Source organism: Paenibacillus sp. FSL P2-0322, from assembly GCF_037975315.1.
GTDB classification, from domain to species: domain Bacteria; phylum Bacillota; class Bacilli; order Paenibacillales; family Paenibacillaceae; genus Paenibacillus; species Paenibacillus polymyxa_B.
This window is the reverse complement of sequence record NZ_CP150243.1, coordinates 2,100,975-2,125,753: the sequence shown is the minus strand read 5'-3', so window position 1 is coordinate 2,125,753 and position 24,779 is coordinate 2,100,975. Positions and strand designations below refer to the sequence as shown.

At 47.6% G+C, this 24,779-nt stretch carries 18 protein-coding genes; 3 read left to right on the top strand and 15 right to left on the bottom strand.

All coding sequences use genetic code 11. The annotated features are described in order from the left end of the window. Positions 1-24: 24 nt before the first annotated feature. Positions 25-1,299 (bottom strand): ABC transporter substrate-binding protein, encoded by a 1,275-nt coding sequence (locus MKY24_RS09490; RefSeq protein WP_023988107.1) that lies wholly within the window; start codon positions 1,297-1,299, stop codon positions 25-27. 243 nt (positions 1,300-1,542) lie between these two features. Here MKY24_RS09490 and MKY24_RS09485 point away from each other — a divergent pair, with 243 nt between their 5' ends. Then, the gene (locus MKY24_RS09485; RefSeq protein WP_053325201.1) at positions 1,543-2,391 is read left to right on the top strand and encodes a copper amine oxidase N-terminal domain-containing protein; all 849 of its coding nucleotides are present in this window, start codon (positions 1,543-1,545) and stop codon (positions 2,389-2,391) included. Positions 2,392-2,680: 289 nt separating this feature from the next. Here MKY24_RS09485 and MKY24_RS09480 read toward each other — a convergent pair whose 3' ends face one another. From MKY24_RS09480 to MKY24_RS09470, 3 genes are all read right to left on the bottom strand, one after another. After that, positions 2,681-4,522, bottom strand: a complete 1,842-nt coding sequence (locus MKY24_RS09480) for an adenine deaminase C-terminal domain-containing protein (RefSeq protein ID WP_339201863.1) — start codon at positions 4,520-4,522, stop codon at positions 2,681-2,683. A gap of 153 nt (positions 4,523-4,675) precedes the next feature. After that, positions 4,676-7,054, bottom strand: coding sequence for an RNA polymerase recycling motor HelD (gene helD, locus MKY24_RS09475; RefSeq protein WP_339201862.1), 2,379 nt, complete (start codon positions 7,052-7,054; stop codon positions 4,676-4,678). Between the two features lie 356 nt (positions 7,055-7,410). Next, entirely contained in the window at positions 7,411-8,442 is a 1,032-nt protein-coding gene (locus MKY24_RS09470; protein ID WP_175405266.1) for an aromatic acid exporter family protein, read from the bottom strand. A gap of 187 nt (positions 8,443-8,629) precedes the next feature. Between MKY24_RS09470 and MKY24_RS09465 the strand changes: the two genes are divergently transcribed. Both MKY24_RS09465 and MKY24_RS09460 read left to right on the top strand, forming a co-directional pair. After that, entirely contained in the window at positions 8,630-9,952 is a 1,323-nt protein-coding gene (locus MKY24_RS09465) for an MFS transporter (RefSeq protein WP_049828503.1), read from the top strand. A gap of 93 nt (positions 9,953-10,045) precedes the next feature. After that, positions 10,046-11,215, top strand: a complete 1,170-nt coding sequence (locus tag MKY24_RS09460; RefSeq protein WP_028542777.1) for a glycosyltransferase family 1 protein — start codon at positions 10,046-10,048, stop codon at positions 11,213-11,215. 57 nt (positions 11,216-11,272) lie between these two features. Here MKY24_RS09460 and MKY24_RS09455 read toward each other — a convergent pair whose 3' ends face one another. The 11 genes from MKY24_RS09455 to MKY24_RS09405 form a co-directional block, all read right to left on the bottom strand. Next, positions 11,273-11,905, bottom strand: coding sequence for a DUF2238 domain-containing protein (locus tag MKY24_RS09455; protein ID WP_023988099.1), 633 nt, complete (start codon positions 11,903-11,905; stop codon positions 11,273-11,275). 25 nt (positions 11,906-11,930) lie between these two features. Beyond that, positions 11,931-12,134, bottom strand: a complete 204-nt coding sequence (locus tag MKY24_RS09450) for a YwbE family protein (RefSeq protein WP_013309792.1) — start codon at positions 12,132-12,134, stop codon at positions 11,931-11,933. A 64-nt stretch (positions 12,135-12,198) separates the two neighbouring features. Then, positions 12,199-12,939, bottom strand: a complete 741-nt coding sequence (locus MKY24_RS09445) for a DUF1361 domain-containing protein (protein ID WP_028542778.1) — start codon at positions 12,937-12,939, stop codon at positions 12,199-12,201. Between the two features lie 187 nt (positions 12,940-13,126). Next, positions 13,127-14,878 (bottom strand): hypothetical protein, encoded by a 1,752-nt coding sequence (locus tag MKY24_RS09440; RefSeq protein ID WP_028542779.1) that lies wholly within the window; start codon positions 14,876-14,878, stop codon positions 13,127-13,129. A 34-nt stretch (positions 14,879-14,912) separates the two neighbouring features. Beyond that, positions 14,913-15,872, bottom strand: coding sequence for a TIM barrel protein (locus MKY24_RS09435; protein WP_034095012.1), 960 nt, complete (start codon positions 15,870-15,872; stop codon positions 14,913-14,915). Then, positions 15,872-16,744, bottom strand: coding sequence for a carbohydrate ABC transporter permease (locus tag MKY24_RS09430; protein ID WP_028542780.1), 873 nt, complete (start codon positions 16,742-16,744; stop codon positions 15,872-15,874). The genes MKY24_RS09435 and MKY24_RS09430 overlap by 1 nt, the downstream gene beginning before the upstream one ends. A 21-nt stretch (positions 16,745-16,765) precedes the next feature. Next, positions 16,766-17,668 (bottom strand): ABC transporter permease subunit, encoded by a 903-nt coding sequence (locus MKY24_RS09425; protein ID WP_025721738.1) that lies wholly within the window; start codon positions 17,666-17,668, stop codon positions 16,766-16,768. A gap of 30 nt (positions 17,669-17,698) precedes the next feature. Continuing rightward, positions 17,699-19,306, bottom strand: coding sequence for an extracellular solute-binding protein (locus tag MKY24_RS09420; RefSeq protein ID WP_028542781.1), 1,608 nt, complete (start codon positions 19,304-19,306; stop codon positions 17,699-17,701). A 394-nt stretch (positions 19,307-19,700) separates the two neighbouring features. After that, entirely contained in the window at positions 19,701-20,906 is a 1,206-nt protein-coding gene (locus MKY24_RS09415; RefSeq protein WP_075154049.1) for an MFS transporter, read from the bottom strand. Between the two features lie 19 nt (positions 20,907-20,925). Next, on the bottom strand, positions 20,926-21,987 hold the full coding sequence (locus MKY24_RS09410; protein WP_339201858.1) for an ROK family protein: 1,062 nt from the start codon (positions 21,985-21,987) through the stop codon (positions 20,926-20,928). 187 nt (positions 21,988-22,174) lie between these two features. Further along, positions 22,175-24,481, bottom strand: a complete 2,307-nt coding sequence (locus MKY24_RS09405) for a helix-turn-helix domain-containing protein (RefSeq protein WP_339201857.1) — start codon at positions 24,479-24,481, stop codon at positions 22,175-22,177. Positions 24,482-24,779 lie beyond the last annotated feature (298 nt).

Here is a 24,779-nt window from a genome sequence, read left to right as displayed (position 1 = left end):
CCTCCCGTGACTGGTCTCGTGTCATCACTGCTGAGCTTTCCAATATATGCGTATTTGGCGCAACAGCTCAGCCTTATCTATCTTTCCACTGATGTAGCTTTGGATAGATGCTCCTGTGATGGCCCCATGATCAGGTGGAAGGGTTGACATAAACGGCAGCGTCTTTCCGCTCGAGATATACGACTTGATTGATCTTCCCAAAGGATCGGCAGGCTCTAAATCAATATTTTTGAACGCGGGTACCGTATTAGCCTTGTTTACAAGAAAATCTTGTCCGGACTTGTCGTATACCAGCCAGTTCAGAAACTTCTTTGCTTCCTCTTGCTCCTGAGGTGTGGTAGCTGTGGAGTCAATGAAAATATACTTTGTTACACCGACTGTAATCTTAGCATTGTTAGGGTCATCCGTATTATCGCTTAACGGAAGGGGCAAAAAACCGTATTCCTCATTTGCTGTATCATTGCTCTTAATCCCCGCCCAAGCCCAGTTGCCCATAAACCAAAGCCCCACTTTTCCCTCTCCTAATGCTTTAGCTCCATCGTCATACGTGCTGTCCAAAGGCGAATGCTTATTGATGCTGTTATCCTTGAGTAGGTCTAAAGTTTGTACCCATCCAGACATCACACTGTTTTGGGACATGTCTATGGAGTTATCCTGCATACCTTTAACAAACTCCGGAAAACCCCCAGGCTGAACAGAATAAGATAAAGCTAAAAGATGAGAGCCGAGAGACCAGTCCATTGGTGAAAGCATGACCGGTGCTACTCCCGTCTTCTGAATCTTAGCCATTAATGAGTTCAGGTTGCTTCTACTTTTTACCGAGGAAGCATCAAAAGCCCCACCTGTTGCTTTGTCCAGCACTTTCTTATTGTAAATTAATCCGTAGCCTTCCACTGCAAATGGAAACCCCAGCACAGCATCACTTTTCTTAACGGCGTCAAGTCCATTTTCTATCGTATCAGCTACCCACTTTTCTTTGCTTAAATCAACGGCTTTATCCAGAAATTGCTGAGCATCCCCAGGATCCAGCATCGACATGGTAGCGGGACTTCCTGAGCCGTACATCGACATCAGCTTTTGATATGCAGACGTCCCCTCAGGAGCGGTAATAATCTCCAAAGATACTTCAGAGTGCTCTTGATTGTATTGTTTTGCTACTTCTTCTAACTGAGTTTTTATTTCACTTTTGGAATTCAAAAGTGTAATCTTGGTCGTCTGCTGTGATACTGGTGAGGCTGAGCAACCTATAAACATCATTAAACATGCTAGAGAAATCGCAACTTTTAGCTGTATTCTCATTAACTTTCCCCCTAAGGATTTACTTTGATAAATTTTATGAATAATATTCAATGTTATCGACATAATTCCCCGGGAAGGTTAGAAATTTTCCATTGGTAAATGAAGGAAGTTAATTGAATAGTACAAACTGGTTGTTACGTTAAGTTAACAGACAGGACAGCGCAACGATCTTTATCCAGTTGCGTCTTAATATGGGGTAAAGTTGCTGTGCAATAAATTTAACCAAGAAAGGAGCAATCATTTATGAAAAAAGCTTTCTTTGGGGCTTTTCTTACAATTTTTTTATTTATTTCATCGTCCACTACTTATGCAGCAGAAAATCAAATCAAAGTTGACGGTGTGACTACTACATCCGATGTGAAGCCCGAAATGAAGAACAAACGCACAATGGTACCTCTACGTGTTATTAGTGAAAGTTTGGGGGCTAGCGTCGAGTGGTCCAATTCCGAGGTTATTCTCGCAAAAAGCGATATGAAAGTGAAATTAGCAATAAATAGAAGCACCGCGAAAAAAAACGGAGAAAAGATACTGCTTGATGTAAAACCATACACGAAAAATAATCGCATATATGTTCCACTTCGTTTTATTGCAGAGACGTTTGGCTGTAATGTCAATTACAACAACTTTGCAGTGACTATTGATACTAAACCATTGTTCATAGACGGTGTACAAGTAAAAGCATTGCAATATGAATACCATATGTTTATGGGCGGCGTAGTTCAGCAAATTAATGTAAATGCATTTAATGAAACCATTTATAATATTTTTGCAAAAAACATAGGTGAAAAGGTTGAAGCACCTGCAAACTACTCTTGGAGCTTCACTATTGACACATTTGGGTCTTATTATAAAAATGCACAATATGATTTCTTAGACCAAAAAGGGAAAAGCTTAGTTCGTTTTGATATTTATTCTTTAATTAGTCCTGTTCCATCTGAACTTTCAACAGAATATCCAGAGATTTTAGTTCATGACGTATCGAAAGATAAGTGGTATTTGTTTAACGATACCGCAAGAAAATCCATTAATCAGTTAATGTTTACCGCTGGGAAGAACGGTTTTCTGAAGATTATAAGTAATACAACTGTATAATGTGATTTTTTCTTATTACACTTTTTTCGTCTCCAAAAGATAAAAGGCAAATTCCCTGCTGAATATGCTTCACATGGGTTTGCTCTACAAACCTGTTCCAATCCTGCTCTATAATCGAGGCTTGATGAGCCATCTTTTCTAATGAACGATAACAGGGATGCATCTGCTCACCACTCCTTGACTTTTATAAAGGAATCGAAGATAACTTTTTTGGCTTCGTATATGAAAAACAGGGGTTATCCCTCAGGTCTGGTCAGACCTGCAGGACAACCCCCAGCGACGTGTTCTATCAGACTTCCGCAGCATCCTCTTCCACGAAAAGAGATACCTTGCGGATGCCATCCGCTCCGATCACGACAAGCCCCTGATCCGACAGACGGATTTCAGGGATAACGACCAGTGCGAGCAGTGACAGTGTCATCAGCGCGTTGTTCAGCATGCAGCCGGATTGCTGAAGCGCCCGGCTGATACTTTCGGACTGCGCAGCCACCTCTGCAAACGGAGCTGGGGACATCAGCCCGGCGATAGGCAGCGGGAAGCGCGTCTCACCCGAGGCGGATACGACGACCACGCCACCACGCAGGGCAACAGCCTGCTTCGCCGCCTGGGTCATGAGCCCGTCATCATTACCAATGACGAGCAGGTTGTGGCTATCATGCGCGACGGTCATGGCAATCGCAGCCGGCTCGGTGAAGCCCACACCTGTTACAAGGGCAACCGCGTGACTGCCACTGGCATGATGGCGCTCGAAAACGGCTATTTTGCACAAATCCTGTGCAGGATCTGCCGTGACTTCTCCATTACGGACCGGAACGGTCATCCGCACTTCCTTCGTGTCCACGTGATTTTCCGTAACACGAATCACCCGTACAGGTACATCCCCCTCCTGTACTGGAGCCGCAATGCGGAAATCTGCAGCACTCAGCTCTCGCCCCAGATGGACGGTGTCCATCACTTCCGCAGGATAAACGAAGCCGTCCCAATTGGCGACCATTTGACCGTGCTCGGCCACCAGCTGGCCCGCTGCGATGGTAGCCGTCACATTCACTTCGGCCAATCGGCCATCAAGCAAAATAATGTCGGCAATCGCACCCGGAATGATCGATCCGATGTCCCGTGCCACGCCGAAGCGCTCTGCCGTATTCAGCGTGGCCATCTGAAACGCGGTTACGGGCTTGACGCCCTGTGCAATGGCATGACGCACGACGAAATCCATCTGTCCTTCATGGAGCAAGGATTCTGCGCTGCGGTCATCCGTTACCAGCATCATGCGGCGCGTGTCGAGACCCATTTCCGTGCTGGCTCGGATCGTCTCGGCCACATCATGCCATGCGGAGCCTTGCCGCATCTTGGCATACATGCCGAGTCGGATACGCTCGGCTACATCCTCGGGCGTGACACACTCGTGGTCGCCCGTAATTCCCGCGGCTGCATAGACCGGCAGACGCCAATCATCGGAGGCCCATGTAAAATGGCCATCCGCCACCTTGCCCGCGCGCAGCGTGGCCTGAATTTCCCCGATCATCACATCGTCTCCATAGACGACACCAGGGAAATTCATGACTTCGCCCAGCCCGATCATATCCGGGCCCCAGCTTAACGCCTCTGCGACTTCCGCCGGGCCGAAGGAGGCACCCGTCGTTTCCAGCTCCGGACCTGTGGACGGCACGCAAGAAGCCACCTGCATGTAAGCAGCAAGCGGTGTCGTACGTGCTTCGTCCAGCATCAGACGAAGCCCTTTTAGACCCAGTACATTGGAAATTTCATGCGGGTCAAAAAAACCCCCCGTCACTCCCAGCGGCAGTACAGCCTTAGCGAACTCAGTTACGGTCAGCTGTGTGCTTTCGATGTGACAATGTCCGTCCAGTAACCCCGGTGCCATATAGCGGCCTTCGGCTTCAATGATTATGGTGTCTTCTCCAATCGTATGACTGACGTCCCTACCGACGTAAGCGATACGAGAACCTTGCACAGCAATAGACATGCCTGGCAGCAATTCGCCCGATACCACATTGACCAGCGTTCCTCCGCGGATCACCAGCGATGCCTTGCGCTCCCCTCTAGCTGTAGCCACCAGCTCGGGTACACAGTCCGCCAGCGGCGGGCGTTGAAATACACTCTTCATGTCCATTACGTTTGTAACCTCCGTTTATGCTTCTTACCTGTTTTTCTTATTTGCTTATGTTACTGGAATACGCTCCATAATGCCAGCCAACTCTACATCTATTCAAGCATCGCATGGGTTTCTAAGGTATTTGCCCCCAGCTGATTGCCAATGTCCTCTCTATAGAACACGATCACTTTCTTCCACTTTGCGAGTATACGTATCCGAATCCCGTAAACTCACGAATGGCGTAATCTCCCCTATGCTATAAATATGCAGCAGATGCATCGCTCGCGTACAGGCGGTGTAGAATAACTTACGCTCACTCTCACGCTGGTATTGTTTCGCTGATCCGTCATAAATCAGGACCGCATCGAATTCCACGCCTTTTGCCAGGTAGGCCGGAATGATATGAATCCCCTTTTCAAAAGCGGGAGTTGTTTTCTTAATCAATTTTGGCTTCACTGACAGCTTTCCTTCCAGCGCTTCGTAGGCTGCCGCGCTTTCGTCAGCATTTTTACAAATCACCGCGATGGATTCATAGCCTTCTGCCAACAATTCTGTGACATTCCCAGCTATCTGTTGATGCAACTTTTCACGCGAATGCACCTCGTTTACAAGAGGCTTCTCACCCTTACGATTAAACGGTACAATGTGCTCTCCCCCAGCGACCATCCCCCGAGTAAATTCCACAATCTCCTGTGTTGAGCGATAGCTTCGTGTCAGGGAAATCATTTCGGTCTGATCTGCACCATACAAGTCATACAATGGCTCTGCATCCTGAAGCACCGAGGCATGGGCATAGATAGCCTGATTAAAATCACCCAGTGCCGTCATTTTAGCCTGTGGAAATAAGCGCTTGAAGAAAGCCAGTTGGAATGGGGAATAGTCCTGTGCCTCATCAATAAACACGTGACGGATGTTGCTATTAGAACGGAAACCCAGCATCAACTCACGCAAATATAAAAAGGGTGTCACATCCTCATACGCTAACTCCCCAGCCTGAATTCGTTCCAGGGTTTGTCGACTAATTTCACCCCAGCTGACGGGCAGCTCTGCATGATTCGCCAGTTGGCTCAGCAGCGTCTCGTTCATAAACAGCTCGCTGTAGAGCCGGGTCGTATCTACGAAGCGAAGCGCCTTAATCCATTTGCGCAGGGGCTTTAAGCGGTCACTGACCACCATACGCGCCAATATTTCTCTTTCACGCGTAAAATCGTCGAAGGTATCGCCCTTATTCTTGGATTTACGGCGCATGCGGTTATAGGCACGCTGATAATCCTCCGGCTCCATCAGATCCATCTGTTGATCCACCCATGGGGCGGAGCATTCTTCCTTACCAAAGCGGGCCAGCTCTTTGAGCATCCAATCCCGCAGCAGTTCCAATCGGTTCGCCAGCCGCACCGTAGAGTCGAATTCATAAAACTTGCGTGCCATTTGCTCTACTGAAACCACCTCACGTCCCTGAAAGCGGATGGGTTTAAAACGCATTCCCTCCTTTTCCAAATACGTCTTGTAGCCTGTAATCACATGTAAGAATGTCTTGGACGACTTAAAGCGGATACCCTCCATCCTAGCTTCATACCCAGGCTGTAACGACGCTGAAAGCACATATTCCAGCTGTTCAAATGGATCTTCTAACTGAAACTCCCGGCCCAAACGCCGCTCCAAATATTCCTGAAACGTGGCCTGAAGCATATTTTCCTCACCCAATTCAGGCAATACTGTCGATACGTAACTGTTGAACATCGGGTTAGGCGAAAATAACACGACCTGATCCGCTCGTAAGCGATCCCGGTACTTATATAGCAAATACGCTACTCTCTGAAGCGCAGCAGAGGTTTTGCCACTTCCCGCCGCCCCCTGAACAATGAGCATCCGACTTCGATCATCACGGATGATGCGATTCTGCTCCTTTTGGATGGTAGCGACAATACTTTTCATTTGAGCATCCGAGCTGCGGCTCAATACTGCTTGAAGAAGTTCGTCTCCAATCGTCACCCCTGTATCGAACATAAAACGGATCTGTCCATCACGGATCGAGAATTGGCGCTTAAGCGTGAGTTCCCCTTCCATCTCCCCTGCCGGGGTCTTATATGAAGCGGGCCCCGGCATGTTATCGTAATAAAGATTGGAAATAGGCGCGCGCCAGTCGTATATCAGAAACTCCTCATCTTGATTATCCAGCAGGGAGGCAATCCCCAGATAAACACGTTCCGCAGTCTGCCCTTCCTCAGCAAAATCAATGCGTGCAAAATACGGTGAATCAAGTAACTTTTTCAAACGACCTAACGCCTCTGTAGAATGCTTGTGTCTTCGTTCCCGCTCAGACAAAATCTCAGACTGCTGACGCAAACTGGTGGACGTCTCGCCCACATCATCCGCCTCACTGAAATTGATCGTTACCTCATCCCAGAAGTCTTTACGCATATCGACGACATCTCCGCGCACAGAACCAACCTCTGTCTCTAGCTTCCGAATACGCCCGCTAATCACTGCGGTCACATCTTCTACTCTTCGTTGTTCTTCATTCCATTGCTGTTCAGTAGTCACTGACATCGCTCCTGTTCCGTTTCCTCCTGCTCCACGCAGGGCTCCCTTGCGTACAAACTATGCTCTATTATGGACCCGGGCATACTCGCGGCATCCCCCTGATCCGGGAAAATTGACTAATCCTTTGAAGCATGCTATAATATAAAAAGAAGTGTAATTCACAACTTATGCATATGGTTTTACCATAAAACAGAGCATCCTCTATTGTATCAAGTTCAGTCCCTGTTCGCAACCAGCGGGCTTTTTTTGTGCGTTCTGACAACCTTCTATTAACCTGTTCTTACATAATTGAATTCATTACATAAAAAAGCGACCAGCCATCTGATTGATGAATGCGGTCGCTTTTCTTTTAGGAAATTCGCCTATCTGCTCTCTTCCACAGGATGAATATGATCGGCCAGTCTGCTCAACCTCTCCAGCTGATGACCATAGTCGTACATCGCCGCAGCTACAATGGAAAGCCGCAGCATTCCCTCCTGACAATGGTCAAAACGTGTAATCGCATGCTTCATAAATTCGCCGTTGGCTTGCTGAAACAATTCACTTTCGTCCTCATTCGGTTTTAGCTTATTTTCGAATTTCAGTAGAGCATGCTCGTGAAAACGAATCAGTAGCTCCAGATGACTGTCAAAAAAAGCATCCGTTCCCTTTGGCCGTAGAGACTGGAAATAGTGCCTTTCCACTGCATCCAGTACCTCATATCCTTTGTGCAAACTTCCGAGCATTTGTTTGTATACTACCATTTGTCTCGTTTGACTAAACTTAGAGCGCTTGAGCTTCTTCTGCTCTTCCTCGAACAAATGATATTTGTCCGACAGCGATTTAATAGCTCCCTCCAGATTTCCTTTTTCCTCTTTAAAGACAGACTCCTTAATCTCATCGGAAATGGCAGTACGCAGCAACAAAGACATGCTGTTAAATACATTTTGAATCTGATTAATAAACTGCCTTTTCGGTTTCGGAGGAAAAACGCTAACATTGATGACAAAAGCAGACACAATCCCAATCAAAGTGAGTGCAAAGCGGGTCACCGCAAATTTCCAGTCTCCTGAGGCTTCCATTACAGAAACAACGGTCACAAGTGTCAATCCAACCGTATCAGCCATATTTATTTTCAGACATATCATAAGTACCAATACACATACCAGCCCGACTGCAATCGGCTCATTCGAAAATACCATTCCGCCCAGCAACGCCATGATTGCACCTAGTGTGCTTGTTTGGAGTTGATCCAGAAAATAACGCCACGACCTATATATCGACGGTTGCATGGCAAAAATAGCGGCTATCGCTGCCCCCACAGGCGAATGGGTGTTCAAAAGCGTGCTCAGAAAAAGGGCGAGCGTCACTGCGATTCCCGTTTTTAACACCCGTGCTCCAAAAGCCAAAGCCATCCCTCCTGCTTACCTTTCAAATTTATTCATACCGAATTACTATAATGAAAATTCAATGTAAAGTCCATGCTTTATTATTACCCAAAACAATCGGAGATCAGGAATATTTATGAAATGTACAGTTCCTGATAGAATACATATCAACAGAATTAACTTATTTTCAACAACGTCACAGGAGGAACTCATCGTGTCATGGATTAGCAAAATGTTAGAAGAGCCCCGAAAGTGGCCGCGTAATATCCGATTGTTTTTTATGGCCAATCTGCTGTACCAGATGGGTACGGGAATGTTTTCTGTGCTGTACAACCTGTATATCCAAAAGCTTGGCTTTGACGATGATATGAACGGCCAAGTGGTCAGCATGCAGGCGCTAGCGACGGCGTTGCTGTTCATTCCGGTCGGATTTTGGGGCGATCGGACGAGCCGCAAAAATATGCTGGTCATCGGCGCGTTATTCAGCGGCCTGGCCTTTCTCGCCCGTACCTTTACAGATACCAGTGGAAGCATGTTGGTATTTGCCGTAATCTCAGGTGTATTCGCCGCCTTTATTCAGGTGCTGGCTGTGCCTTTCTTAGCGGAAAGCATAAGTAAAGCCCAACGCTTAAAAATATTCAGCTATTACTCAGCTCTTGTACTGGCAGCCCAAGTCCTAGGCAGCTTCGGGGGTGGTGTACTCGCAGATGGGCTGCAGACGTGGGGAATCACACCGCTATCCAGTCTGCGGGTTGCTCTGTTCCTTGGAGGAATGGCAACATTGACCGCTTTTATTCCTCTATTATTCATCACAAAAACTACGGCAACCTTAGAAGCACCAGCTCCTGCCGAATCTTCACCCCAAACAGAACAAGTACATACGCCGCACAGTACATCCGATATACCTGACTCGGAGACGCCTGCTGCTGCTTCTGATCGCCGGGTTATTGGACAATTTGTTCTGGCCCAGTTTTTTCTTGGGTTAGGTTCAGGTCTGGTCATCCCGTATCTTAATTTGTATTTTACGAACCGCTTCTCCGTATCACTCAGCGCAATGAGTTTACTGATTGCACTCGGCCAGCTCATGACCATCCTCTCCATGTTGATCGGACCTACCCTCGGTAGCCGAATAGGACTGGTCAGAGCTGTAGTTGGCTTCCAACTGCTTTCGCTACCGTTCCTTCTCATTACAGGCTTTACGAACGTGCTATGGATCGCTTCCATCAGCTTTCTATTCAGGCAAGCGCTAATGAATGCAGCCAATCCGCTGCAAACCGCCATTCTCGTCGAACGTGTGTCAGATAAAAATCGTGGCATTGCCAACTCCATTCTCCAGACGACCTGGATGCTAGGCACCGCAGGTATGGGACCTGTACAAGCCTATTTGGTTACAACTTATGGCAACTACTGGGGCTATGCCATCACATTTAGCATGACAGGTGTTTTCTATATTTTGTCTTCCCTCGTCTATTACAGAATGTTCCGAGAAAAGCGCCCGTCCGCGGGCCAGCTTTTACAAAACCCGGCAAGCCCGTAAACAAAATCATGACACAATAAAAGCCGGAGCCTCCAAGCGGACTCCCCTGGAACGTCATAGGATAAATGAGAATGGCGGAGGAGGAATGAAGGCATGCTTCGAGTTGCATTATTTACGGACACGTATACGCCTGACGTGAATGGCGCTGCTCTGACCCTGGAACGATGGATTGGCTATCTGGAGACACATGGAGTATCTACGCTCGTCTTCGCACCGGAGGCAGACCATCATCTGCCCTCTGGGCCGGGTGTGGAGCGATTTCGGAGTATTCCCTTTTTATTGTACCGGGAATGCAGACTTGCGATCCCCAACGCCAAACAGATCAACGAGCGTCTGTCAGCCTTTTCCCCGCATTTGATTCATGTCGCTACTCCGTTTAACCTTGGCCTGTATGGAACAAGCTACGCAGCCAAACACCATATTCCACTCGTCGCCTCATATCACACCCACTTTGATAAATACCTCGAATATTACAAGCTTCGCTGGCTTGAACCTGCGTTATGGAAATACATGCTCTGGTTTCACAGACATTGCGAAAGGGTGTATGTCCCTTCTCAATCAACCATGGAATTGTTGCGCAATAAAGGAATGGGGCAGCTCGAAATCTGGAGTAGAGGCATTGATACTGACCGATTTCAACCAAAGGTGGACCGTAATGCAGTATGGAGGAAATGGGGCGTTCATGCAGATGCATTTGTTATTTTGTATGTGGGCAGGCTTGCACCGGAAAAGGGGATAGACACGTTACTGGATTCCTATCTCCAGTTACCCGACGACGTCCGCGCAGCCTCTGTGCTGGTCATTGCAGGAGATGGTCCATTGTATAAGGTCAAAACTACAGCGGATATAGGGGTACCGGAGCATGCAGTCCACTGGCTTGGTTTTGTGAAAGGGCCGGAATTAGCTGAACTCTACGCCGCAGCCGACGTATTTCTCTTCCCTTCCACCACGGAAACCTTCGGCAACGTTGTACTGGAGGCTATGGCGAGCGGTACACCTGTGGTCGGTGCCAATGAAGGCGGGGTAAAAGATAATCTAATCCATGGAAAAACAGGACTATTGTGTCCTGCTGGGGACGCCGCTGCCTTTGCCAAAGCTGTACACCTGTTGTACGAGGATGCCTCACTTCGCGATTCTATGTCCAGAGCGGGTAGAGCCTACAGCCTGAAGCAGACGTGGGACCGTATTTTTGAACGGCTACTGGACAGCTACATGGACGCAGCAACCCTACACCTCGACAGCCGTCCCATGACGCGAATGTAGCCTTCAAAAACAGCGAAATTCCAGATAGCATGATAAAAGCGAGGTAAATAAATTCTGCTAATACCTTAATTGTTTCAGCAGCTTGTTATGTACCCCACTCAACAAAATCACTGCGGTCAAGGCACCGATGAACGCAAGAAGCATATCCCATTGGGTATCCCATACATCTCCCTGTGTGCCCAAAAAGGCTTCTGCTGCCGTTCCGGTTGCCTTGGCTACAGCAAACTCAATCAGCTCGTACACAGCGCTGATCGCAAGACACACACTAACCGTGAGGAAAGTGAGCCAGCTCCCGCTTCCCAAGGCCGTTTTACGCAACAGCACTTCCCTGACAATGAGTGCAGGTACAAAACCTTGTACAAAATGCCCAAGTCGATCATAATAATTGCGCTCCAGTCCGAACGTATCCCGGATCCAGTTGAACAGTGGCATTTCGGCATAGGTATAATGTCCACCGACAATCAAGATCAATGCGTGCAGCCAGATTAGGGTGTATACCAGATTGGTAAACCGAAATCTACGGTACAAAGCCGTCAGCAGCACAGCTCCCAAAACCGCGGGTAGAACTTCCAGTACCCATGTAAAATAATCCACCGGGCGAATCAAGGACCAAATGAGGGCAAGCGCCAGCAATACAAGTAAAACAAGCGGGTAGCGATCATTTTTAGACCATGCCGTTGCCTGGTTCATCTTCATTCCTCCTCAGCCCAAAGCTCTAGCCTTCGTTCGTTACGATATGTTTGACACGCCCAACCTGTCCGTCTGCCAAACGCACTTTGATTCCATGCGGATGACGCGGGGAATTGGTCAAAATATCTTTCACCGTTCCTCGCGTCAGCTTACCGGTAGGCTGATCCTTTTTAAGTACAATATCTACCTGAAGACCAGCGCGGATATCGGATCGATTCTGTCCGTTCATTGTAGCTATTCCTCCTTTGTTTTTACATTTTTTGATGATATCCAGCCACTCAGCTGCAATCAAATCACCAGCGACGCCATTCGTCCTGGCGGTTGTTCCCCATCCAGACTACGCACATCGTGGATACATAGCTGACGAGCAAAATGACGAATACCATCCCACTAAACTCCACAAAATGAGTACGTTGCAAGGAGTCTGCCCATATGGAAGATACTTGTGCATACAGTTGAGAGGGCGCAGAAACAATATCCCATGTGTTCCCTCGAAAGAAACGGCCAATGTAAATACCCAGGCTACTCAACAAGAGTACCGCCAGCATAAACAGCCAACTAACAAGCCCACCACGTGCACGCTGTACCAATTGTCGTACGGATTCGAGCGATACAAAACCCATTGTCAGGCCAAGTACGGCTACCAGCAGCATTCCCAGTACATGATTCCAAAAGTACGGATTTCCCCAGAAGCGTTGCTCCCCGAGAAATGGATATCTGGCGAATACATGCAGCAAATCTGTGATCAAATAGGGTGTATTGGGATAAAAGAAAAGCCATGCCGCCCCCGTAATCCAGAGTAAAAATGTCCTCGTTCCCCGCCTCCACGAGCTGTACATTACATCAAGCAGTAGCGTCAACACCATAGGAATCCAGGCCAACATCATATTCCACCAAATAAAAAGATAAGGGCGGCCCCCTGAGGGCAGTCGCACGTTAATGATCCACAATGTACTGATTACGGAGCATAAGGCCAGTGCTAAAAAAACATAGAGTTTTAGTGGATAATTTAACGATCTTAAACGGGCATACATATGTGTCTTTCCCTCCTTGTAACCGTCTTGCCTTCCTGACGTTCCAATTTACACCTGTTCTGGACAGTGTACACCACAATGGCTTCAAGCTCAATGGAAGCGCTCTACCCTGGCATAAATGAACATAAAAAAACATCCGTTCTCCGGGAATGGACTTCATCCCCGAAAAATAGATGCTTACTGTGTTTTAGACTTCACTCACAGGTAAAGGCGACATACGAATGCGGATCGTATGATCAAACGGAGTCACCCAATTAACCAGCAATGTATGGCAATCCATGGGGAGAGTGGCTCCCCTTACCGAATTAGCCTTATGCTCTACGGTTGTTCCCAGCAGCTCAAACCACGCATTCCCAGATTCATAGCGCGCCATACCGCCAGTCCAACATTGAACCGTTTCGTTAACCAGCCTGTATTCCCCGCAAGTGAAGCGTCCTTCGCGCCCAAAAATAAATCGAATCTGTGTCATGCAATCTACTGGACCCTCTGAGCGAAAACGAAGCGTCCACATATCGCTCTGACGATCCACATCGACCCGAATTTCATGCTTTTGTTCATGGGTTAATGGCCGTTTGTGATGCGGAAGCAAGTACCACGGACTGACTTCCTCCTGCGAGGTAGGCGGCAGATCTAAGGTCGCTACAGGGCCATAATAACCTTTGACCTGTGTGCCCGACAGAGTCCAACCATGTTCGTGAGCTGTCAGCTTCTGCATGGGTACAAAACCAGGCGAGAAATACGATGCAACCTGAACCGCCAATAATCGTGCATCTCCGTGCCGCAACGATAGGAACGATGAAGCCTCGGTCATCAGTGTGGCACTGGTATCCTCCTGCCGATATCGAACGACTGGCGCGCCAAAGTCCGTATGCAGTCGGCTATGATAAATCTGCTGGTGATGGCCTGCCTCATCCATTCGACTCAGATAGTCAGCCCTTGGGAAGTCTCCGTTCAGTAACTGGTTGTAGGTGACAGGTAATGTAGCTGGCAATACTTGACGAGTTTGCAAACGCGGATCTAGTAAAAAGCGCACAGCCGCATTGATAGGAGCACCACCCGGATGATCCATGACTTGAATAGCGGCGACAGCCATCGCTTCAAATATAGCGTCCTCATCCTCTGTAGCCAGCATGGCATATGGTAGAAGATAAGAAGATAAGTTCATGATCACCCCAAAATCCTGTCTCCCTGAATACTCTGTGACCACTTCACCATCAGGATGGACAAGGTACACCATCATGCGTAAATTACGACGCACCGACTCTAGTAGCTCCGGCAGTTTTAATAATCGGGCAGCATGAATCAGCATAATATCGCTAACGGCATTATAAATTCCGTTGCTGCGCTCCGTCCATTCGCCATCTGGCGTCCCGTCCAGCCCTTCGGCTAGCCAAGCCTCAGCCCGCACGAGCGCCTCGGGCAGATCAAACAGCTCATGTAGAAATCCCAGCGCAGCACACAAAACCCAACGGTGATTTGGCGTATGGCAACCTCCGGTCAGCATGACCGGAATCGTCCGCTCCAGAAACAAGTAGATCGCATCAGTCACCCGACGCAGCTCCAGCCAGTCGTCACCAACCAGCAGCTGATAGACCTGGGCGTAGCCTACCACCACGAACGCTGTATCCGGTGGCGAGTGAAAATTGGTCCAGCCCGGTGAAATAGAACCGTCCTCATGCTGCACACGTAGCATGTACTGCGCAGCCAGCTCCAGTCGGATGAGTACATCCTCATTCCGATAATATGCAGAATCCGGATTGACGAGCGCTGCCGCCCAGATCGCCATTGCGGCAGGAGTACCAACCGAATGATTAGGCCAGGCGATTCCATTCTCATCATCAGTCACTCCGCCGTAATAACGGCTGTCAGCATCCAGTACCTGATGGTCCATACCTGGTTTTACCCAGGCATCGTTGATCGCTACGATTTTACTATACATTCCTCTCAACCCCTGTAATATCCATAATCGTTTATCATCCTTGCGGCTGAAGCTTCGCTATCTTACTTGTCAGCAACTCATGGCTACGTTCAATATCCTCCGGCTGACAAGCTGCTTTCAGCTCATAAACCTTAATAGGGGCCTGCCGGATAATATTCACAAAACGATCGAAGAACTCCAGATCACCACTATGAATATAAGGGCACCAGTGATCGGATAAACCAATGGTTTCATGAATATGAACACCGAGAATATAGTCGATCATTTCATTGGCTTCCTTGGCGTTGTCGTACAGTCCCATTCGGTCCATAATCATACCGTGTCCAATGTCATACCACAGATAGACAGGTGCACCCTTCAAACGATCTATAATCGTCTTTGCCTCCTGCAACGTAGGCATCTGATAGCAACGTGAACGCGTTTCAATGCCAATGGCTACATCATATCCCTTGGATGCGATGCGGTCACACACCTCTTCCAGACTATCACGGATGCGTTGTACATAGTGCCCACTCAGTGAATTCCGACGCTCCAGCATTTGGCCCCACAACGTTTGATAAGCAGCAGAATCCCTGCCCTGCTCATTGAAAATATCCTCTAGTTCCTCACTGATATCATATGGAAATGGAACCTCTCCGGGATGCACAACTACCGCTTTTGCACCATAACGATGCGCATATTCCGCAGATTGCACCAACAGCTCTATCGCACGTTGTCGCTTGCTTTCATCGTCAAACCCGAGCAGAACGGAATCCGTGCCGTAATCCGGGTCTGGTGTATGAGGAAATGTATTATGCACACTCGATATGCCGATTTCTCCCCGCTCAATCATAGGCTCAATCGTCGTCAGCATTTCCCGGGTAATGTTATAGTTCAACTCCACCCTGCTAAAGCCCAACTGACGGATTTCCTCTACAAGTTCTCGGCCGACCGTATGCTTTTTAATATTCCAACAGGTGGAAAAGGAATATTCCCCCTTCGCCTTCATTATCATCACCCTTTCACCGCTCCCACCATCACGCCGCTGACAAAATATCTTTGCAGCCACGGATACACTAGCAGAATTGGAACCGTTGCAAAAATGACACTTGCTGCCTTCAACCCTTCAGGCGTAATTCTCGCGCCACTGGCTCCTTCCAGCCTGGTTAGCTCGGATACCATATTATTTTGAATCATTTGATACAGCTTGAGCTGTAACGGGAACAAGTCGGGGTTTTGAATATACATCAGCGTATCCTGAAATCCGTTCCAACGGCCTACACCGTAAAACAGGCTTAATGTCGCCAGCACAGGCAGGGACAGCGGCAGTACAATCCGAAGCAAAGTGCCGAACTGGCTGCTGCCATCGATTTCTGCTGCTTCTCCCAAGCTTTCTGGAATCCCATTAAAAAAGGAAATCAAAATAATCAGATAAAACGGGCTGATCAGCCCTGGTAAAATAAGGGACCACATATTATTCAACAAATGTAAGTCGCGCACCAGAATGTATTCAGGAATGATGCCGCCGCTGAAAAACATCGTTACTACAATAATGAACATAATCGTTTTACGACCTCTTAGGTGTTTCTTTGTTAATGGATATGCTGCGATAATTGTCATTAACATACTCAGCACTGTCGTGATCAGCGTCAGCATAACTGTAAACCCGAGCGAACGGATCATGCTCATATCAGAAAAGACCTTTCCGTATGCCTTCAAATTGAACTCTACTGGGAACAAAGTAACTTCCCCGGATGTAATGGCCCGGTTCGAGCTAAAGGAAATAGACAAAATGTGAATAAACGGGGCCAAGCACAGTAGTACAGCCACAGCCACTAACACGGTGGTTACGATATCAAAGGTGCGATTTGCAGTACGTTCACTCATCAGATGTCAGCTCCTTTCCCCTTACATAATACTTTCATCTGTCAGTTTCTTGGAGGCATAGTTAGCTCCTAATACGAAGATGAGACCAACCACAGCTTGGAACAGGCCTACCACCGTTGCCAGCGTATATTGCCCGGATTCCATCCCGATGCGATACACGAACGTGCTAAGTACATCGGAATAATCTCGAACCGCCACATTTCCAATTACATAAGGACGATCAAAGCCAATGGTGATCATATTACCCAAATTAATGATAAGAAGCGTAGCAATAGTCGTTTTCATGCCAGGGATCGTAATGTACCAAATTCTTTTCATGCGTCCTGCACCATCTACCTCGGCAGCTTCGAACAATTCCCGGTTAATCCCGGTCAAGGCAGCGAGGTACAAAATCGTTCCCCAGCCTGCACTTTGCCACACTCCTGTCAGCAGGTAGGTGAGTACCCAGTCATTTTTATCTGTCAAAAATGGAATCGCCTGAAAGCCGAGCGAAGTAAGCACATTGTTGATCATGCCGGACTGCGTACCAAACACCTGGTACACAATCCCGCCAATAATCACCCACGAAATAAAATGGGGAACATACAAAATCGTTTGTGACAGCTTTTTAAACCAGACTACTTTCATTTCATAGAGCAAAATCGCCAAGATTAAAGGTGCTGGAAAAGATACCAGCAAATCAAGCAGGTTTAGCACGATGGTATTGCGCAGCGTTCGATAAAAATCATCCATACGAAACACTTCTCTAAACGCATCGAACCCGATCCACTCACTCCCTGTAATTCCCTGAAAGAAGTTGAAATCCTTAAACGCGATCTGTACTCCCCACATCGGACCATATTTGAACACAATGAAGTAGGCCAGGGGCAGCACAAGCAACGCGTATAATTGCCAATATCTGCGGAAGTAAACGTTCCCTTTCATGCGCTGTCTCCTCCTTTACTTTCCGCCTTCTTACTTGCCTGTCATGGCCTTATAAGCTTCGGTACGCTCATCCAATATCGCTTGACCACCGCTCACCATATAATCCTTCAACGCCGCTTCGAATGTTGCATCAAACTGCGCCGGAGGCACCATCACGGATTTAACGACCATTTCGTCAAACTTATCCAGCAATGAGTTACTGTATTTGGACTCGGCTTTAATCGGATGGTCAAATTTCACTGGTGAAATTGTGTCCGTGTTGGAAATATCCATCGCCTTGCGAACATCCTCTTGGAATTGGGACGGCATGCCCAAAACAAAGGCTTCCTTGTTTTTGTTATCATCTCCTGCAATCTTGCCATTCGCAATAATGACCACATCACCCTGATTATAGATACGATCCTGCGCTTCTTGTGTCGGTTTCTCCTTGGCAACTGGAATTCCGTCTTTCAAGGTATAGTTCTCGCCTTCCACACCATTTTGCATATCAAGCAGCACCTTCTCGGAAGACATCCAGTCGAGATACTTGATCGCCTCAATCGCATGCTCACTGGATTTAGGTACCATAATGTAGAGTCCATTGGATGCAAATTCTGGCTTGGCGTGCTTACCCTCACTGTTGGTATAAGGGTCCATTGGAGTCAGCTTCGCTGCGGACTGGTTAGCCAACAGATTCGGATAGGCGGAGTCGTTATAATAGATGTTGTCGTAATCTTCACTGAAAAAACCGGTATTTCCGCTTTGAATATCCTGAGTCAGCTGTTTTTTGTCCTTATCCAGACCAAAGTCCTTGCTGATCAGATTCTCATTGTAAAGCTTGTTCATAAACTGAACTCCATCCTTGAATCCAGGTAGCAGGATTGGATAGTCACGGGAACCCAGCTCTTGGGTTAGCGTATATTTCTGCTCATCTGTCACTGGCTTAATAAAAGACCACAACAGCGGATCATATTGCCCCGGCTCCATCGTCATTCCCAGCGGAACGACCTTACCGCCGGTCTTGCCGGGGTCTTTTTCCTTGAACGCTTTTAGCGTGTTGTATAGTTCGTCTGTCGTTTTAGGAACAGGCATATTCAGCGTATCGAGCCAATCCTGACGAATAAAAGAGGAATATTTCCCTAAGATGGTACGTTTGCCGGGAATGGCGAACTGCTTGCCCCCCACCTGACCGTAGCTGAGCGTATCTTCACCGAGGAATTTTTTAAGATTTGGGCCGTACTCATTCAGCAGAGGGGTCAAGTCTGTCAGTCCACCCTGCTCCGCATACCGTTCAAAGGTTCCGGAATCATAAGTGAACACGATATCAGGTACATCACCACCGCTAGCCATCAGAACATTCAGCTTGGTAACTTCTTCGGAGCGCTGAACGGGCACGTACGTCAGATCAATATCGTTGGGTTTGCCAAAGTTTTCTTTTGCATATCGGGTTAAATAGCTGTCAGTAATGGTATAGCCCTGAGGTGTATTGCCTCTGTCAAAAATTTCAACCTTCAATGAACCACCCTTGTTTCCGGTAGCGGTCGAAGCCTTGTCCGCCTCACCCGACGAGCATCCGCTCAATACAACCGACAGTGCAACCGTAGCTGCAAGCAGCAGACGAAGCTTCTTCAATGTTCCTCCAGCCTTATTCCCACTCATTCCTGAACACCCCTTTGTCTGCTTTTCCCGTTCGTCGCCTCTTCTGATGAGGAGGTTATGACATTTCATGCATCGGCATGAGTCTGTCCCTTTTGGTCCGGGATGTGCCTTAGTATGACATGACCGCAGGAAAACTGACAATAAACTAGTTTCCCAATCATAAACCGGTTGATTGAAAGCGATTACTGAACATGATGAAGCGCTTACTCTTATTAAAAATCACTATTTTCCTGTGAATAAACCATTTTCTTTGTTCGTTTTGTGTGAGCTATAGTTCCATATCACGTGATTTAAAAGTTTTTCGCACGAAAAAAAGAGCATCCTCACCCTCATCAGGGATTCGATGCTCACACTACATTTTGTTAATTTCAATGAAATACTAACGTCACTACTCCTACTGTGAAGTCTCTGAAGGGAGGCTCATGGATAGCTTGCGTACCTTCCCTGTTTTCCCATCCTTACGGCTACGTGATACATAAACCATCATTAATGCCCCCAAGGTTGCGCTGATCAGACACGCCAGGTTCATTAATTGCGGCCCTCCAGCGTGAAGAAGAAAGCCATTTAACAAATTACCTACAATCCCTGCCAGCCCGGCAAATACCATATTGAACACGCTTTGTCCGGTCGCTTGCATATCCTTTTCAGTTACATGTGAAACATACTCGACCGCTGCGATGTAGAAAAAACCAAATGACAATCCGTGCAGCACCTGCACAGCAATCATAACGGTAGGGTCGGGAAAAGCTAATTGAATTCCCCATCGAATCATATAAGCGACTGCTCCTAGCAAAAGAGTTCTCTCTAACCCAATCTTTCGAATCACTCGTGAAGCGAGCAGCATGGAGGGGACATTCGTAATGGACGCAATCAGCAGAGCAACCCCGACCAAATTCGTAAGTCCTCCCGACATCTTAAAGGCCAATACGAAATAGGTGTTGAATGCGGTTAACGTCTGATTTACTAAAAAACTGCCCCCCAAAAATATTAAAAATGTCCTGTTGCGTATCAATTGACCAATGCCGTCCGAAAACGATTTGCGCAGCACGAGATCTTCCTCCGTATTTTTCGGCAACGCCAGCGCCGTCAGGGCCGCAAGACTGTTCAGCACCAAAAAAGGTACCCACATCATAGTCACAGATAACAGCGATACAAATAGCCCCCCGGCGTAACCGCCCACCGCATTGCCTATACTCGCCATAAATCGTATACTGCCATAGGTCGTTCCTGCCTTCTTGGCCGCCACAATCGCATAGGAATCCGCAATCGGCGCCTGCGTTGCCGTAAATATTGCCATAGTGGAATACACAAGCGCCATCAGAACAAAACGCTCCGACTGATAACATACAGCCATAATTCCCGGAACCGCTACACTCAAAATGAGCACCAGCCGCATTTGACGATATTGATCCACAATAATTCCCCATATCGGCTGAACCAAAATGGATACCAGCGTACCAATCGCCATCAGAACACCGACACTGCTGCTCGTCAATCCATTCTGAACCAGCAGTAGTGTCAAATATGGATTAAACATGCCCCCTGCCAAGCCAATAAACAAATAGAAGCTTCGTAGCTTCAGCATTTGTGAGCCTACCATCTGGAAACCTCCCTGTTGTTTAGCGTACCGAGCTGCCCAGAATCGTAGCCAATGCTCCGATGGCCCCGGCTTCATTCCCCAGACCAGCAGGTACAATAGTACAAGGAATATCCGTCCATAAGGCTACTCTTTGCCGAATTTCATCCAAATAATACGTGTTACCTTCTGCTACACCGCCACCTACAACGATCATTTCCGGGTTCAGCAGGCTGATCACATTCGTCAAAGCCATCGCCATATGCACTAGCGCAGGCTCCAAAATCATCTGTGCTTCTACATCCCCTTCGGACGCCGCTTGCAATACATGTCTCGCCCCTACCTCGTCCCTGTTTCCTCCTGCTAGCCGGATCATGTGTGTACCTGGTATGCCAGAGGCGAGTGCTGATTTTACACTGCGCGTTATCGCCGTCCCCGATGTTAAAGATTCGAACACACCGAACTCATCCGTCCCTTTCTGTTTTGCTGCTTGCCGTGCCTGTTCCTCGCCTGCAATCCAATAAGCCATTTCACCTGCTCCGCCTGCGGCTCCCTTATACATCTCTCCATTTAAAATAAGGCCACAACCGATACCTGTTCCCACCGTTATCATCATCACATGCCGTAATCCCCGAGCTGCCCCTAACCATTGTTCTCCCAAAGCAGCCATATTCACATCATTATCCAGCACTAAGCGACCACTGTATCGGTGTGCAACGATAGATCGTATACTTTCATGCGCATTACCGCCATGCGTACTGTCGCCATGTATACGATCTTGAACACTCCATGGAATTGCCGGGGCGTGGGTAATCGTTCCGCTATCGTTATCCACCACACCAGGGAAACCGATACCTATGCCTTTTAACTGTGCCAGCGACAAGCCTTCCTGCTTCAGACAATGGTCCAGCTCCTCAAACAGACTCTCAAAGAAAAAATGGGCATCCTTCGTATGAACTGTCGGAAATTTATGCCTCACCACTACTTGCCGCTCCGCTGTGCCGATACAGATCAGCGTCTTCGTCCCGCCAACATCAATGCCTGCGGCCCAGCCGGAAGCCTTCGGCTCATCCCTGTGTTGCTTTTGTACATACATGTCCGCCATAGCCATCCTCCGTCATTCCGGTTCGCCATCATGCCTGCCAATACATCGGCTGTTGACGCCCTGTAGGTTCAAGATATGGACATAAGTATCGCATTTGAACACCTGTGCCGCAATAAACTAAATTCCGCCCCATAAACTGACGCGCTTTACTCCCCTTTTTAATGAAAAAAACAAAAAAGGCGAGCGCCTATAGCGCTCCCCCTGTTAATGAATCCTCCGGTTTTAATCTCAGCTTGCGATAATCTCCCGGCGTTACGCCGACTACCCGCTTAAATACCCGCCCAAAGGTAATCGAATTGGCATAACCAACCTGAGTCGCAATATGCTGAACCGTCTCGGTCGTGTTACACAGCATTTGCTGGGCATGATTCATACGGAGCCGGGTCAAAAAATCGACGAATTTCATATCAAATTCTGTTTTAAATAGATGACTAGCATATTTAGGTGACACATCAAAACGTTCACTCAAATGATTTAACGATAAATCCGGATTCGTATAGTGCTCTTCAATATATTGCTTCATTTCGCTAACCATAGCCCGGTAGCTTTTGGTTTCACTGGCGGCAACGTAAGTCCGATACACAGTGGTCATGTGCTCCAGCATTAGCGTATGCATCACAGCCAATGAAGAAGCAGACTCGACCTCACATTTCCATCTTTCTGCTTCCGGTCCGTTAAAATAACGATCCAGCGCCCCCGATACATCCTTCATCTCACGCATTTCCCGTTGCAGCAGTTCTTGCATCCACTGCATTACCGTTAAAATATCCCCATCCTTCAGCTTGTCTGTTTCCATTGCCCCAAATAGTCCTTCCAGCTGTACACGCCAATCGTGGCTCGCCAGCCGAAAAGAACGAATCGTCTCCGAAATCAGCGGCAAATAAGAGTATAATGGAATGTCATCAGCCTGCGGAACCTGTTCACTGGTTACAATATCACGCACTCCAAGCGTTAACCGGTACCGCAGAGCAGAAATGGCGGACCGATAGGAATCCTGAACATGCGCCAACTCATGAATCTGGCCGCCTATCCCAATCGTGAGCTGTACACCCAGATGCCCATGCAGCCACTCACAGCCTGTTTGTGCCATTTCTTGCAGCTTCACACCCAGTAAGCCTTCCCCATCATCTACCTCTTTCCGCAATAAAACGGAAATTCTTTTACGACTCATCCATTCTGCCCAGCCCTGCCATCCATAGGTAGCTGCTAGTTCCTGTACCACACCAAGCAACGACAGGCTTAAACGCTGATCTTCGCCCCCATGATCCTCTAAACGTCTGCTACCGTCTGCTGTCTGTGGCAGATCCAGATCGTGCAACTCTACCACCATGACAGCATAAACCAGAGTAACACCTCTCTTCCCGCCATCCGCAAAAGGAGAAAGATCATTCAGCCGAAGCTCTACCGTTTCGGTGCCTGTACCTTCCATAAGATCAAGGAACAGCTGCCGCCGCCGAATGAGTATATTCGCATGCTCCTGCTGTTCATAATCAATCGTTTGCCGAATCAGACTTTGCAACGCATGATCAATCATCCACAGCTCGTCCTTGTTGTTTTCCTCACCCGGACGGCTGGGCAGTTGTTGAATACGCTGCATCATCAGCTGAATTGGCCTGTAATTTCTGCGGGTCACATAAATAATGTAGATCACCGCTAATATAACAACAGCCAATCCAACTACAATCCAGACGTAAGAGATAACAGACACCCACTCGAACAACTGTCCGGCACGAATACCACTTTCAAAACTCCATCCCAGCCGGGGGGACATCAGATGAGTCAGTTGCTGCCCGTCCTCTGCTTTTACAGCATCTTTTGTACCGGATGCAGCTGGATAAATGGTTTGACCGCTAGCATCATTAATCACCAGATAGGAAACTGTCGGATTCGTCATTTGACCAATCATTTGCTGCAACGGATACACACCGATATTGATTACCAGCAGCCCTTGTCCTCCAAAAGGCAACGGGAGGCGCTTATGCATCGAAATCACACGTTCTGACGTATGTGTTCCCGGCTCCGTCCATTCCCGCACAGGTGACCACTGCCGATCCTCCGACTGAAGAGCCTGCTCAATATACGGATAATCAATGAATGTCGAAGCATCCTGAAGTCCACTTCTCGTTAACACCGTGTGATCCTTCGTTCGATAAATATAAACGGAATGTACCAGTTCATGATTATCCTTAAGCGCGCGTAGGCTTCCAACCAGCCCATACAGCATCGTGCTGCCACTTTGCGCCTGCCCATTCAGAAAAGAACTGTAGCTCTTGTTCGTCTCCGCCTCGCTTAATACGTCCATTTCTACCTTTGTCAGCGACTTCTCCACACTGTCCATCACAAATCCGGTTGTAATCCGATTCGCCTTTCCAGTTTCATTGCGCGATATTTCGTTTACAATCAGGAAGGATAAAAAAATGAGGATCGACACCGTCAACATAAAAATCGGAAAATAGGAAAAAAGCAATCTCCTGTACCAGCTCTTTCGCATCATGTCCTCCCCCTGCCGCCTAATGCTTTCATGACCCTCTCTATAGGGCTTCGCTCAACACTAAGCATACTCGTGATGTCAGTTTTAATGCGGATTTGATTATACTTTGAACCTATTCTACCAAAATTAGATGCTAAATAGATAGATTTCTTACAAATGATCTGTTATCACTTAAGTCGAAAACCCTCTTTTGTTATGTATATTAACATTATGAAAACGCTCTACATATCATAAAATAAATTTATATTATAAAAAAAGCTTATCCATCATCTACTTAAAGACGGATAAGCTTTTACTTCTG